At 43.8% G+C, this 15,200-nt stretch carries 11 protein-coding genes; 1 reads left to right on the forward strand and 10 read right to left on the reverse strand.

Annotated elements, in window-relative coordinates; genetic code table 11:
- Window positions 1-39: 39 nt before the first annotated feature.
- The 5 genes from GJB61_RS18730 to GJB61_RS18750 form a co-directional block, all read right to left on the reverse strand.
- A complete protein-coding gene (locus GJB61_RS18730) occupies window positions 40-957 on the reverse strand; it encodes a carbohydrate ABC transporter permease (RefSeq protein ID WP_338115969.1) in 918 nt (305 codons plus the stop codon).
- An 18-nt stretch (window positions 958-975) separates the two neighbouring features.
- Window positions 976-1,953 (reverse strand): ABC transporter permease, encoded by a 978-nt coding sequence (locus tag GJB61_RS18735; protein ID WP_154120542.1) that lies wholly within the window; start codon window positions 1,951-1,953, stop codon window positions 976-978.
- 143 nt (window positions 1,954-2,096) lie between these two features.
- Window positions 2,097-3,839, reverse strand: coding sequence for a sensor histidine kinase (locus GJB61_RS18740; protein ID WP_154120543.1), 1,743 nt, complete (start codon window positions 3,837-3,839; stop codon window positions 2,097-2,099).
- The gene (locus GJB61_RS18745; protein WP_154120544.1) at window positions 3,839-5,350 is read right to left on the reverse strand and encodes a response regulator; all 1,512 of its coding nucleotides are present in this window, start codon (window positions 5,348-5,350) and stop codon (window positions 3,839-3,841) included. Before GJB61_RS18745 ends, GJB61_RS18740 begins: the two co-directional genes overlap by 1 nt.
- A gap of 110 nt (window positions 5,351-5,460) precedes the next feature.
- Complete coding sequence (locus GJB61_RS18750; RefSeq protein WP_154120545.1) at window positions 5,461-6,282, reverse strand: AraC family transcriptional regulator; 822 nt, start codon at window positions 6,280-6,282, stop codon at window positions 5,461-5,463.
- Window positions 6,283-6,479: 197 nt separating this feature from the next.
- On the opposite strand from GJB61_RS18750, the gene lacZ reads away from it, so the two are divergent.
- On the forward strand, window positions 6,480-9,593 hold the full coding sequence (lacZ, locus tag GJB61_RS18755; RefSeq protein WP_154120546.1) for a beta-galactosidase, LacZ type: 3,114 nt from the start codon (window positions 6,480-6,482) through the stop codon (window positions 9,591-9,593).
- Window positions 9,594-9,672: 79 nt separating this feature from the next.
- On the opposite strand, the gene GJB61_RS18760 is transcribed toward lacZ, so the two are convergent.
- The 5 genes from GJB61_RS18760 to GJB61_RS18780 all read right to left on the reverse strand — a co-directional run bounded on the left by GJB61_RS18760 (window position 9,673) and on the right by GJB61_RS18780 (window position 14,880).
- Window positions 9,673-11,265, reverse strand: a complete 1,593-nt coding sequence (locus tag GJB61_RS18760; protein ID WP_154120547.1) for a peptide ABC transporter substrate-binding protein — start codon at window positions 11,263-11,265, stop codon at window positions 9,673-9,675.
- Window positions 11,266-11,422: 157 nt separating this feature from the next.
- Window positions 11,423-12,190, reverse strand: a complete 768-nt coding sequence (locus GJB61_RS18765) for an anti-sigma factor (RefSeq protein ID WP_154120548.1) — start codon at window positions 12,188-12,190, stop codon at window positions 11,423-11,425.
- On the reverse strand, window positions 12,187-12,753 hold the full coding sequence (locus tag GJB61_RS18770) for an RNA polymerase sigma factor (protein ID WP_154120549.1): 567 nt from the start codon (window positions 12,751-12,753) through the stop codon (window positions 12,187-12,189). Before GJB61_RS18770 ends, GJB61_RS18765 begins: the two co-directional genes overlap by 4 nt.
- A gap of 143 nt (window positions 12,754-12,896) precedes the next feature.
- The gene (locus tag GJB61_RS18775) at window positions 12,897-13,580 is read right to left on the reverse strand and encodes a cupredoxin domain-containing protein (protein WP_154120550.1); all 684 of its coding nucleotides are present in this window, start codon (window positions 13,578-13,580) and stop codon (window positions 12,897-12,899) included.
- A 13-nt stretch (window positions 13,581-13,593) separates the two neighbouring features.
- The gene (locus tag GJB61_RS18780) at window positions 13,594-14,880 is read right to left on the reverse strand and encodes a plastocyanin/azurin family copper-binding protein (RefSeq protein WP_195724392.1); all 1,287 of its coding nucleotides are present in this window, start codon (window positions 14,878-14,880) and stop codon (window positions 13,594-13,596) included.
- Window positions 14,881-15,200: the final 320 nt, after the last annotated feature.

Raw genomic sequence — 15,200 nt, forward strand, 5'->3', positions numbered from 1 at the left:
ACCAATACTAATAAACCTTGATTTCTGGATGGGTGATGCTTAACCTTTCACACTTCCGACTACCAGTCCACTAACGAAGTAGCGCTGTACAAACGGATAGAACAGGAGAACTGGACCGGTTACCAGCATCGCTGTAGCTAGCTTCATCGTTTCGCTAGGTAACTGTTGAGTAAGAATGATATCCGAGCCTTTGACTGCATCTGTCACCCTAGACAGCATTCTATAGAGTAAATACTGTAGACCCCATTTGTCTTTGTCCGTGATCAGATAGAGACTGTAAGTAAACCAGTTATTCCAATATCCCAGAGCTGTGAACAAACCAATGGTAGCCATTGCCGGCTTGGTCAGTGGAATAATGATCTGCCAGTAAATTCGGAAATCGCCGGCTCCGTCAATCCGCGCCGACTCCATAAGCGCATCCGGGATACCCTTAATAAAGTTTCGGAACAGGAATACGTTGAACGCCGACATCAGACCACCCAATATCACAGACCAGAGCGAATGATTCAGATGCAGCACATTCGCTACGACCAGATATGTCGGGATCAGCCCTCCGCTAAAAAGAGTAGTAAAGTATATAAAGAAGGATATCTTGTCCTTATGCTTAAAGTCTGGACGAGAGAGAACATACCCCCCCATCGAAGTACATAACAAACCAAGAAATGTACCTACTGCTGTAACATAAATGGTAACCATGTAGGCCTTACCGATTGTACTGCCCAAGGAAGTGAATACGACTCTGTAGGCCTCTAATGTAAACCCTTTTGGAAGAATGGAATATCCGCTTCTCACCACCTCCGACTCCGTACTAAACGAACCGGATAGCATAATAAAAAATGGGATCACACAGAGCAGCGCACCTATGGATACAACAACTATAGCTATGAGGTCAAACACTCTGGTTCCGGCGTCTTTGCGAATTTTACTGCTGTGTTTGTCTACAGCCACAGAACTCACGTTCAATCACAACCCTTTCTAGAATAAGGAATTTTCCCGATCAAATTTTCTAACTATGGCATTGACGGTCAGGATCAGAAGCAGTCCGAATACCGATTGATACAAACCCGCCGCAGTCCCCAAATTAATGCTGAAGTTAACAGTCAAGGCACGGTAAACATATGTATCTATAATGTCCGTGGCATTAAGCAAAAGCCCGTTGTTGCCGACAATATTCCAGAAGAGGTCGAATTGACCTTTCAGGATACCGCCGATGGAGAACAGTAGCAGGATGATTACTGTCGGTTTAAGCAGCGGAAGTGTAACGTAACGAATGCGCTGCCATTTTGAAGCACCATCTACATAGGCCGCTTCATAAACACTCTCGTCGATCCCCATAATTGAAGCAAGATAGATTACGGTTCCATAACCTAAGCTCTTCCAGATTTCAACGACAACAATGATGATTGGCCATACCCAAGGCGTCCGGTAAAAATCAAACTTTTCCATTCCAAAGGCAGCGAACATATTATTAAACACACCGTAGTTAAAGTTGAATAAATTGTAAATAATAGAGCCAATGATAACCATGGATACGAAATACGGCATGAACATTAATGTTTGCGAGGTCTTCACAAATTTATTAAAAGCGATCTCTTTTAGTAATACAGCCATCCCAATTTGACATATATTACTCAGCACTATAAAAGCCACATTATAAAGAATCGTGTTGCGGGTCAGCTTCCAGATGATGGAGTCTGCTCCCCCTTTAAATAGAAATTCAAAATTCTGCAGTCCTACAAATGGACTGAATATTCCTTTGCCGAAATCATAATTCGTAAAAGCATTGTACAAACCAAAAAGCGGTAAATAATTGAATGCTATAAAATATACAAACAGCGGAATGAGCATAAAATAATAAGTTTTATGTGCTCTGAAGTCCGCAAATGGCTTCTGTCTCCGTTTAAGCGCTTTCTTATTAAGCGCTTTCGAAGCAGCCGTTGTTACCTGATTCATGCTATCACTTCTCCTTTCACAATTAATATTATCTTTTAACCCCTGCGAGGAATATCGCAAATTCGCAAGATTCCTCGCAAAATATTACTGAATTAACTACATTAAACGAATTAATCACAAAAAAAAGAAGACAGGAATCCCTGTCAACTTCTAACGGCAGGAACGTCGATAATGACGCAGGTTCCTTCGCCTTCTATACTGATGAACTTTATTGCTTTGGCATCTTCTCCAAAAAATAAATTCAAACGTTTATCAATATTCTCAATCCCATATCCGCTGCCTTGATAAGAGGAATGTCGTTCTTCTTGTTTTCGAATTCCTGCTCCATCGTCTTCTACGCTCACAATTAAGCGTCCCTCTATGATTTGTCCGTTAATCTGAATCATTCCTGTTCGTTCCTCGGTTTCCATAATTCCATGCACTATTGCATTTTCCACAAGTGGTTGCAAAGTAATTTTGGGTAGCAGACAGTGTCTGGCTTCCTCCTCTATGGTGATCGCAAGTTTTATTCTGTCTTTGTAACGATTCCTTTGAATGTCCATATATATACTGCAAAGTCGCAACTCTTCATCAAGCGTTACCGAATCTTTGCCTTTGCTAAGTACCAATTTGTAATAATCGGACAAGGCGTAGATGACATTCTGAACTTTTGCTCCCTCCTCCTTTTGTGCCATCCAGTTCACCATATCCAGGGTGTTATATAAAAAGTGGGGATTTATCTGCGACTGCAGAGCTTTCAGCTCTGCGCCCTTCTTTTCTTGTCCCAACCTAAACTGCTCTTCCAGAAGTTCCTGTACACTATTTATCATATAATTATAGCTTGAGATCAAATGCCCCAGTTCATCGGTTCGAGGTTCAAGGTCAAGCGTATTTAATCTTCCCTGCCGAACCTGACTCATCTTGTTCATAAGCAAGAATATGCGCTGAGTGATCGACCTTGTAATAGGAAAGATAAAAATAAAAATAAATAGACAAATAACCAGATAGATAGCAAGCATCTGAAAACGGATTTTATGGATAATAGCCATGGCAGCACTAGAGGGGATAACGGATACCAAATAAAGGTTGGTAGAGTCAATCTGATTCCCCCGTGCCAAATAAGTCCCACTGTCCAGATGAATCTCGGTATAACTTGCGTTGCTGTTCAGTTTATGTGGCAGCCTCATCTTAGCCAGTTCCTCATCACTGCCGCTGCTGGCAACAATTTCTCCTTCTTCGGTCTCCACATAGACCAACTGACCAGGAACGGATTGTCTCAACGCTTGGATGATTTGCTGTAACTCTATATTAATCATCACGAACCCTACGGACTCCATATAGTTATTATCATTCCAGAGTGCTCTGCCCAGCGTGAGGTATTTCTCCGGCTTCAGAGATTTAAAGCTGTCTTCAAAAATTAGCCAGGTGGATCTTCCTTTAGCTTCCAGGAATGTTTCCGTCCACTTTTGGTCCTGAACCTGACTTAGCGGCCTGTACAGGGCACTTTTACCTGCGGTGACGAACCCGTCTTTGACGAAGTACATGATACTATCGAACTGTGAGTCTGACTCCAAGATCTGAGTATATGAGGTAATGTCTTCAAACAGGTCAATTTGTTTCCAAATTTCCACGTTGTCCGGATTCATCGAGAATACCGAGTTGATGGTTTTGTTCACAACGATCATCGAGGAGATCTCTTCGATATGTGACATTCTGCTCGTTAGTACTGACAAAGTCTGCTCATAAGTCTGATTATTGGCATAGCTCTGACCATCAAGAGCATATTTGCGTATTTCGTGCTGGGATACAAAAAAAGTAATAATAAGCGGTATAATACCTACCATCACAAACAGGGTAATCAACTTCTTACGAATCGACAAATTTTTAAAATCTAACCCTATCTTCATTACAGCCTCATCTTTCTATACTCTATCGGTGTTAGATTAGTACAGGTTCTGAACACCTTGGCAAAATAACTGGGGCTGGCAAAACCGCATAACTCTGAGATCGCATTCATTTTATAATGCTCATTAGTAATCAGCTTTTTGGCCAATTCAATGCGATAATCCCTGATGTACTGAGTGATAGTCGTTCCGGTTTCTTGTTTGAACAACATATTGAGATGAGAACAAGACAAATGCATTTGTTGGCCAATTTCCGGCAGATCTAAATCCATTTGGCTTACATGTGAGGAGATATAGTCCATCACCCCAATTACCGTTCGAGAATATTTTGCTTCACTCTCCACCTCCAAACAATAGGCTTTACAGATTTCTTGGATAAACTGTTTGATCTCAAGAATCGTATGAAGTTCGGATATCCGTTGATCTATATCGTTAACATCATAAATAGACTCTAATTTAGCCAAGAGCGTACCTTTCTCCTGAATCATGGCCCGCCCTATGGATGAAAATAAAGCGCACACTTGCTCTCGTGGAGGATGTTCTTTTTCAACGAATACATTGCATACAGAATCTATCCAATCTGCAAGCTGGCCTGGCTGACTCTTCAATAGCTTATAAAAATCTATAAAGAGTTGCGGACTTATCCCTGATTGCGCATTTTGAGGTTTACTGTATTGAAAATAATGAAATTCGGGGTGATAAAAAGAACGTTCCAGTGCTTTTTGAACAGTTCTATAACTTTGCTTGATTTCACTTATGCTAGCAACTTTCTCCCCTATCCCTACATAAATATTCTCATTGAATTTAAACAACTGTTTGGATAGACTCTCTATTCGCTCCATTTTTACTCTGTTCAGAGAAAGAACAAATATGAATCTCCCCTCTCCAAGATAATCTCCCACGGAATAAACCGCTTGATCTTTCCAGAAATTATTCGTATTCTCCAGAAGCTCTTTCCCATTTTCTATGTATGTTGGACTAAAAATCATTAAACACACATAATTTGTGTTCATTGGAAAATCTTCTTCTTCGCATAGTTTTAGAATGGATTCGGAATCCACCGTACTTTCTGTAAGTAAACGTGCTAGCTTTTGGTGTTGCAGAATTTTTTTAATGGAAAGATCAATCTCAAGTTTTTGACTTTTTTGCACGGATTGAACTGTTTTTTGAATGGCCTCTTCTAAATCAGCGATTTTAATGGGTTTCTCAATATAGTCTACTGCAGATAGTTTTATCGCGCTTTTAAGATAGTCAACATCTAAATATCCACTCATAAACAACAATTTGCAATCGGGGCAATACTCACCCAGTTTTTCAGCAAATACAATCCCATTAAGCCTCGGCATCCGAATATCCGTCAGAACAATATCCGGCTTGTACCGCGCTGCCAAGCGCAACGCTTCCTCTCCGTCCCTTGCTTCGAGTATATTATTGATCCCATACTGCTCCCATTCAACGGATTCGATCAAACCTTCTCTTGTGTAATCATCATCATCAGCTATTAAAATTCGCATTGGTAGATTCTCCTTAATCTATTTATGCATTTATACATCAATATTTGATATGGTGCAATCATAGCACATCGGTGGATATTATTTTCTGCGCTTCCCATAATCAGTTGGCGTTAATCCAAACCATGCAGCCGCTTAAATTCCTCGGGTTTCATTCCGGTAACACGCCTAAACACCGCACAGAAATAACTGGCATGATCAAAGCCGACCAACTGCGCGATTTCATATATTTTTTTCTCCCGTCCAGTAAACATTAATTGTTTGCTCCGGTTAATGCGCTGCTTATTAATATAGGTTACAGGTCGATCATGCAGGGTTCGCTGAAAAAGACGGCATAAATACTGCGGAGATACGGAAGCCACCTCAGCTAACTCCTTCAACGGCAGAGCTCTGTGCAGGTTGCGTTCAATATGCTGAAGAACCGGTTGAATGCGTTCCAGCTCATCATCCTCTTTTGATGAGGGCAGCAGATTACGTTTCAAATCAAGGAGCAGCGTATATAACAGCCTGGAACGTTCGAGGTTGGCTCCCGGTTCATTACCATCTGATACCGTGAGCATTTCTCTTAAAGGCTTCAGTAATCGTTCGTCTCTTAATCTTCCAGGACCCGACTCGCGAATCCCTAAGAACTGCAGCATCTGGCTAGCTTCTCTACCATTAAAAGAGATCCATGATAGCCTCCACGCGCGGCTGATCGGAGTATAGGAGTGTGCGATATGCGGATATAGAAAGAAAACATCCCCGGGGCCAACCAAGTACCGTTTATCTTTGATCGCCAGCTCACCTTTGCCATCGAGAATCTGATGGAATTGATAATCTGGAAATCCGGCCGGACGAACCGTTTCCGACTGATGCTCCCAATAACCGATTGTTGTAGCATACAGCGGTAATAATATCGTCTCTTCCGTTTGGCAAAAGATCAATTTGCTCTTCATGCGTCTCCCCCGTTTTTTCTTGATATCCACTGTAAACCTTCATTATTACTATTAAATGGTCTCTTCCATTCTACTCTGCTTCCAAAGATGATTCTAGTTTCATATTGTGCTATAAAAGGAGAAAATCCTTCTATATCCGTTGCAAATGACTCGTCTTATAATATGAATATACTAATAAAGATGAGGAGATGTTACTCATGCGCCACAAGCTTGTCTATCAGCCGCCTGCAAACGGCTACCCCGAATGGAATAACAATCCCGAGATATTTCAACTGAATCGGTTGGATGCACATGCCTCCATGATATCCTATCCAACTGTGTCAGAGGCCTTACAGGATGTTAAAGAAGTCTCCCCGTACTACCAGACCCTTAACGGTTCCTGGAAATTCTCTTTTTCCGAAACACCAGAGCAGCGATGCAAGGATTTTTATAAAGCAGATTTTGACAGCAGTAGTTGGTCCGCTATTCCCGTTCCCTCTCACTGGCAGTTCCAGGGCTATGACTATCCTCAATATACAAATGTGCGTTATCCCTGGGCAGAGTCCGAACCCGAGTTGAAACCACCCTTTGCTCCAACGGTGTATAATCCGGTAGGCTCTTACATACGAAGCTTCACAGTACCGGAGTCTTGGGAAGGACAACCTGTATACCTCAGCTTCCAGGGCGTTGAATCTGCTTTTTATGTATGGGTAAATGGAGAATTGGTTGGTTATGGCGAAGATACCTTTACTCCGTCCGAGTTTGATATCACCCCCTACTTGAATCCTGGAGAAAACAAGCTAGCCGTTGAGGTGTATCGTTGGTGCGATGCCAGTTGGCTAGAGGATCAGGACTTCTGGCGTCTTAGTGGTATTTTTCGTGATGTTTATTTGTACACAGCTCCTCCAGTTCACGTTGCTGACTTTTTTGTCCGCACCGATCTGGATAACGAATTCGCAAATGCAGAACTGAACGTGAACATACAAGTAGAAAATTACTTTAACCGAGATGTAAGTGCTCATGCGCTCCAAATGCAGCTCTATGATGAACAGGGCCAAGCGGTATGGACTGCTCCAGTTTCCGCGAGTATTTCGTTTAATGAAAGTGGCATGCAACAACTCCAGCTAGCGGCACTTGTCGATCATCCGTATAAATGGAGTGCTGAGAAACCGTATCTGTATACTCTGGCACTCTCATTAATCGACGATCAAGAGCATCTATTGGAAGCTGTAAGTAGTAAAGTCGGATTTCGTTCCTTCGAGATCAAAGACGGTCTTATGAAGATTAACGGTAAAAGAGTAGTGCTCAAAGGCGTTAACCGGCACGAATTCTCCTGCGATACCGGCCGCGCGCTGGCCAAAGCTGATATGATTCGCGATATTCAATTGATGAAATCTCATAATATTAATGCGGTCCGAACCTCTCATTATCCTAATCAGTCCGTTTGGTATGAGCTCTGCGACGAGTATGGAATCTATGTCATAGATGAGACGAATCTGGAGACACACGGTTCTTGGCAGTATGGGCAACAGAATCTGCATGAGGGGAACATCCCCGGTAGTAAACCGGAATGGCGCGCCAATGTGCTGGACCGCTGTAATTCCATGATGCAACGGGACAAGAATCATCCATCTGTTGTGATTTGGTCGCTGGGCAATGAGTCTTTCGGAGGCGATAACTTTATCGCCATGCATGACCAACTGAGACAAGCCGATCCGACGAGACCTGTTCATTATGAAGGCATCTTCCACTATAAACCTTCGGAAGCAGCTAGTGATATTGAGTCTACAATGTACGCTAAACCGGACGATATTGAAAAATATGCGCGGAACCATCCGCAGAAGCCTTATATCATCTGCGAATATAGTCACGCTATGGGCAATTCCTGTGGCGGCCTGCATCTGTACTGCGATTTATTTGACCAATATGACATTTTTCAAGGTGCTTTCATTTGGGATTGGGTGGATCAGGCCATTCGGACCCACACCGCCGATGGGATTGAATATTTGGCTTATGGTGGCGACTTTGGAGAATCTCCGCATGATGGTAATTTTAGTGGGAACGGATTACTATTTGCAGACCGAACGATAACTCCTAAACTGCTTGAGGTCAAAAAATGCTACCAAAATATAAAAATAACCGCTGTAGACATTAACAAGGGACTCTTCTCGTTCCGCAACAACTTCTTATTTACGAATATTGAAGAGTATGATCTGAGATGGGATATTCGCTTGAACGGAGAAATAGCGCTGGAAGGTGTGCTGCAGATTGCAGTTCAACCTGGAGAAAGCGCTGAATGTACTATTCCGTACGAACTGAATTCTTTTGTAAATGACAAAGAAGCCATTCTGACTGTATCTTTTGTGCAGCGGGCAGCAACTTTCTGGTCTGAGGCCAATCATGAAATCGCTTGGGAACAATTTATTGTATCTCCGCGTATGGTTACCAACAGTACCGATCCACTAGGAGAAGAGCTGCGGGTTACTGAAGAAGGAGATGCTTTAACGGTTATGGGCGGTGCCTTTGCTCTGACTTTTAATATGACTACAGGAGATTTATTCTCTTACCTTTCCTCGGGAAAAGAACGCTTGCTTGAGCCTGTAAGACCCAATTTCTGGAGAGCGGTAACCGACAATGATCTTGGTAACGGATTGCAGAAGCGTTGCGCGGTCTGGAAGGAAGCTTCTTACAGCCGGAATATCGCCCATTTCTCATGCCGAGTTGAAGGTAATCGTTGTTACGTCTCTATCGCTTATCTTTTGGCTACGAATCCTGATTCCACATTGCTGCTCCATTATGAGATTCGCCCCGACGGGTCCATGGAGATTACGCAGGAACTGAATCCGGGGGGCAGTTCACTCCCGGAAATCCCTGAATTCGGTATGCTGTTCGTGCTTGATGGAAGTCTGGATACCCTTTCCTGGTATGGTAGAGGACCTCATGAGAACTATTGGGACAGACAAACGGGTGCGAAACTGGGACGATATAGCGGCAAGGTTAGTGAGCAATTTATACCTTATCTTAGACCTCAGGAGTGCGGCAACAAGACAGATGTCAGATATGCCTCCCTCACAGAGAGCGCGAATGGTTCTGGGCTTTATTTTGAAAGCTCGGCTACTCTGGAAATTAATGCCCTTCCTTGGAGCCCTGAAGAATTGGAAGCAAATGATCATATTTATAAATTACCCGTTTCCAATAAAACCGTACTGAGAGTCAACTACAAACAGATGGGTGTCGGCGGGGATGACAGCTGGGGAGCACGGACGCACGAACAGTTTACACTGCCGGCTAACCGGCCTTATACCTTCCGCTTTATCGTGTCTCCACTCTAAACTCATATTTGCAGCAAATGCGAGATCCCGAATTCGGAGATCTCGCATTTTTTTGTACTACTTTACACTCCATAGAAACTTATTTTAGATATCCTCTTGCAAAGACTACGGAACTATCATAGTCAACATACACATTTTCAATATTAGATTTATGCAACACATCAGCTACATAATAATACAGTGGGATAATGACCATCTGATCTATGAGCAGTTTTTCAGCTTTTGCATAAGCTTGAATACGATCACGAGGTTCAGTCGTTTGCCGTGCTTTTCGGATATAACTGTCATAAAGTTTATTGCTCCAGCCTGTATCGTTGTCCGTACTCCAAGATGTGAAATATTCCAGCATAGCCGCAGGATCGTTATAGTCCGCTGCCCAACCCGCTCTGGCCATGGTAAAGTTTTGACTGTAACGGTTATCGAGCAGTTCTGCCCAAGGTTGGAGTTCAAGGGTCGCTTCGACACCCAGATTCTTATTCCAACTGGATATGACGGATTTTGCAATAGTGGAATGATTGGAATTCGCATTCACAATAATCGAAAAGCTTGGAAGCTTCGTAAATCCTTCTTCCTGCAAGCCCTCCTGCAGCAGCTTCTTAGCCAACACCACATCTTCACTAAAATAATGCGTATCTTGGATCTCTGCACGAAAGTCTAGTTTTGCACCAGGGATGTTCCAAGGAACAAACCCATATGCTGGCGTGCCATAATGGATAGATTCGCGGTCGACGGCCATAGCTAACGCTTTGCGAATCTTCAGATTATTAAAAGGGGCTTTGTTTAGATTGAATTGGTAATAATAGGTAGAACCAATAGGGAATTCACACATATCCTGAGTGGAAGCTGAATCTAAAGAAGCATAGTCTATAAGTTCGTTCCCCCCAACCCAATCTACCTCATTATTTATGTAAGCAACCGTCGTTGTTGACGTTCCAGCTTTGGGCCGAAGTAGCTGAACCTCTGTAAAATGAATTTCTTGGGCCGCATAATAATTGGAGTTTTTAACTAATGTAACGATATCTTTATCCCATTGCTTAAGTTTGAAGGGACCATTAGTCACTATGGTTTTAAGTTGGGTTGCCCACTTTTTGTCTGCTTTCGCGATCAAAGCATTGACTGGCAGATAGGTGTTTTCTGCGAGAAGTTGAATGAAGTATGATGTTTTTTCGGACAGTGTCACTTGAAGCGTAGTGTTGTTTAATGCTTTCACCCCCACTTTCGAGGAGTCCTTTAGTTTACCATTATGGTAAGTTTCTGCGTTAGCAATCATGAACATTTTAAAAGCATTGGAGTTACCCGCTTCTGGGGCAAGTGCCCTTTTCCACGCGTACTCAAAGTCCGAAGCTTTCACCTGCTGCTGATTGCTCCATTTCGCGCTAGAACGAAGGTTAAACGTATAGGTTTTGCCATCAGTTGAAATTTTCCAGTCCTTGGCTATACCCGGTACGGCTTGTCCAGCTTCATTCAATCGAACCAGACCTTCGAACAATCCTTTAATGACTGTAGTTGTGCTATCGTCAGTAGCCATGGAAGGGTCAAGGAGTACAGGGATACTCTCAAAACCAATACGCAATACCTGTTTAGCCGGATCAGCAGATACAGCATTCCCTTGTGTGATATTTAAACTCAGAAGCAAACCAAAAACTAAGAGCACAGGTAACAACCTTTTCATCGACACTTCCCCTTATTTAGCAAATATTAGAATTATCATTATATTATCACAAATGTTTATCTGTACGGTGCAATAGGATCGCTCAGCACGCAAAACAGCCTGATTCCCATATAAAACGGAATCAGGCTAGCTGTGTATATCTACATCTACCTAACTTCTAGACAGAACCGAGAATCTTCTCCCCACGGGGCTGATCGCCTTTATCGTCAGGCTCGAGTGTGATACCTATTGTGTCGAAGCTTAGGGTATCCGACTGGATCGGCATCGCCAACACGCCAACTCCCTTGCCTTCATCGCTCACCCGGAAGGTGCCGGCACTTCTACGGACACCATCCTTGATAAGCCATACCTGATAGGCTTGAGTACCGATTGTATCAGGCGCTCCGTATACATATACAACAAACTGCTTGCTTTTTCCATTATCAATAATACATGCGATGCCAAAGGCTTGGGATTCTGCAGGGAATTGGGGCTGCAAGGAGACAACCTTCGATACTTGTGAGGCTGAAACCGATAAGGCTTGTTCTATCGGCAACGGTCCACTTGCCCGCTTCTGATAAAGGGTTATGTTCCAGGCAGAGCCGAGGATTAACAAGGCTAGAACAAGAGCTGCGGATGCTGTAAACAGCCATCGTCTCCTAGGTTTGCGTCGGCTTATGGTGCTGACGGTCTGAACTGCCATTGCCGTATCTGCAGCAAAGGCAGCATCCATGACCTGCTGCTTCAAATCCATTGGCGGTTCGATCGGTTCCATATCGGCGTAAAGCGCCTCCCATATGAGTTGCAGTTCATCCTTGTCGGCTTGGCAGGCCTCACAGCTCGGGAGATGACGCTCGAAAGCAACACGCTCTTCATCAGTGCACACTCCGGACAAGACGTCCAGTGACAGGTCACATATCGATGTCTGCTTCTTATTGTTCATCATCCTTCCCCCTCCAGCTGCAGATGTCTGCGTAAGATTTTCAAAGCTTGATGCAGCCTGTTCTTCACGGTGCCTAGCGGCTCCTTATAATGAGCAGCCAGTTCTTTCAAACTATAGCCTTGCCAGTAAAAATGCTCCAGCAGCTCGATCTGCTGCTTGGATAAGAAATGATAGGCGGAACGTATTTGTTCCTTAAGTGATTCCCGCTCTGCCCGAGCTTCGGGGGAAGCCCCGTTGTCCGGGATGCTTTCCAATTCCTCAGGTAAATAAGGCACTTGTCCATCCGTGTCTCGACGCTGCTTGCGCAGTAAATCCATCGATAAATTCCGGGTAATAGTTATAAGCCAACTCGTAAACCGTCCTTTATCTGGGTTGTACTCCGATTCTGTTGTCCACAAACGGACAAATACGGATTGTACGATGTCCCGCGCTGCCTGCTCGTCCCGCAGTGCTTTCCAGGCAAAGGAATAGACTAGCGACACATACCTGTCGTATAAGACAGACAATGCTTCTTGCCGCTTTTGTTTTACGAGCAGCATCAATTCGTAATCAGATAGATTATGCATGTGACGATGCCTCCAGGGTTGACTTGGATAAATAACCCGAACTAATCATACTCGAAGGGTACAAATTTAGCGAGATCGGCAAGGCAAAAGCAGGAGGAACCTGAATTCGGTCACCCTGCTTTTGTCGACAGATTCCAATTGTATCAGTTGGCCGTGACAATAATCGAGCCCTTCATGCCCGGATGAGGCTTGCAAGCGTAATTGATCTCTCCCTCTTTATTGAAGGTAAACGTCTTGGATTCATCTTGCCCTAGCAAGTCACTGTCAAACGACATGTCGGTTGCGGTGGCCGTATGTCTGATCGAATCCCGATTCACAAATTTAACGGTATCACCGACATGAATTTCGATTTTGTTAGGCGAAAAGTTGAAATTAACGATTTCGACTACATACTCCTTACTTGCTGGTTTCTCCGCTACAGGGGAGCTTTTACTGCTTTTGACAACTTTATCCCCGCTTTTAACCGGAGGCGGTGTTGGGGCAGGAGTGGGCGTTTTGCTATCCTTTCCACTTGACTCAGACGGTTCGCTGCCAACATCGTTCATAGCCTCATTCATGTTATTATTAGCAGATGTAGTGGCTGTGGCGCTGTTATCAACTACATCGTTTGCCACTTTAGAGTCAGCAACGCCTTCAGTCTTTACAGGTTCAGTCGACTGGGTGCTCTCAACTGCTACTGGCTGATTCTGCGTTCCAGCCGTGGAAGTTTGTTCAGTTTGCTTCTCACTATAACCGTTATTACTTGATGTACTGCAAGCTGAGAGTGCGACTACTCCAATTAGAAGAATTACTATCATGTTCAGAACCTTCATAATTAGAAACTTCATATTCAGTTCACCTTCATTTCACGATAATTTGACCAGTCATAAAGCTTTTATGCGGCTGGCAATAGTAATCATAAGTACCTGGCTTATCCAGTGTGATTGTGTAGGTGTCTCCCTTGGAGAGTAGCGGAAGCGAGAAGCTGCCATTCACTGCTACCGCGTTATGTTGCATATCATCAAAGTTGGTGAAGATGATTGTCGATCCAGCCTCAACCGTGAGTGGTCCCGAGCCGAACGAATAATCCTTGATATCGATATGATATGTTTTGGAAGCTTCGCTCGGCTGAGACATGGCCTGACCGGCTTTTGTCCCCTTTATTTCAGTTGGATTTACGACGAACCAGACTCCGTTTACACCATCACCAAGCGTATCGCCAGCTTTGGCATCCTTCACAAAGGTATACAATGGCCACCCTTTGTACATCCACTGTGTAGTGCCGTCCGCATGCGTCAACTTTGTGAAATCTGTGGCGTTTAACGTAGCCGGAATTTGGAGCTGATCAGAGGTCAGGAATGGCCAGTTGGTAATGCATTGGCCCTGACAGGCATCCAGGTTCTGTGCGTCATTCGAGAAATAATACAGTGTACGGCCCTCTCCATTTGTGAAGAATGTACCCAGTTTGGAGTCGGTTCGAAGTTCAATCCGCTCACCTGCAGGCAATGCTGCGGAAGCCGCGACTACACCTTGTTCCTTCAGCATGTCAAACAGTATATGACCTGCGGACATTTGCTCGGACAACGTCTCTATCAACGCTGAAGCGATATGGGCGTTTGTCAGCTTGGAAATACCAGCGATTTGCGTCAAGCCTTTGCTGGCTGCGAACATTTCTGTGTTTTTATAATCAAAGTCTACATTCGATTTGAAGCCTAGCACTTCAAGCAGCACTTTATACAATTGCTGTGAACTGATAGGTGCAAGTGGATCAAAGCGGTTTGCACCTGCACCACTCCAGCCGAACTCGGGGTGATTGTGCAGATAGGCGAGAATCGCTTGATTGCTTTTGCCTACGAGGTTAGAATCAGCGAAGCTTGTGGTCCCTAGAAACACGGTCGCCTCATCTAACTTACCCTGTAACCGGAGTGAAATAATTGCCGCTTGAATTCGTGTCGATCCTTTGGCTAAATATGCGATATTGATGCCGTTTCCGTCCCCACTGAGTAAACCAAGCTCAGCAGCAGTCTGCGCATCTGTCTTCACGGCTGCACCTGCTTGTCCCGGACCTGCTTCAGCAAAAGCAAATACAGGCATCAGCAGCGTTGCCATGAGCGAAAATAATAACAATAAATGTCCAAACCTCTTCATCCACATCAACCTCCTCTATAATTGGCTGTTATTAATAGGTAACGCCTAGAAGAGCTAGAAGGTTTGAATTTGAAGAAATATCTTTTTGCGGTTAATATCTTAAACGATTTTAAACTTAACTCCTGTAAGCTTTTCACTAAGCTCCCACAGCCTAGGTGATATTACAGTCTTCACAATAAACGCCTCCCTATCCATCCAATTCCTCACTCGTTGCACACCAAATGGATGTGGCTGCGCCTTGCTTAATCGTTTTTATTATTCAGCTTATTCATTAGAGTTAGTGCCAGACTATTCAAGCTTTCACCATTTTCGATGCTTTT

The organism is Paenibacillus monticola (assembly GCF_009664975.1).
In the GTDB taxonomy this organism is placed as follows: Bacteria; Bacillota; Bacilli; order Paenibacillales; family Paenibacillaceae; genus Paenibacillus_AQ; species Paenibacillus_AQ monticola.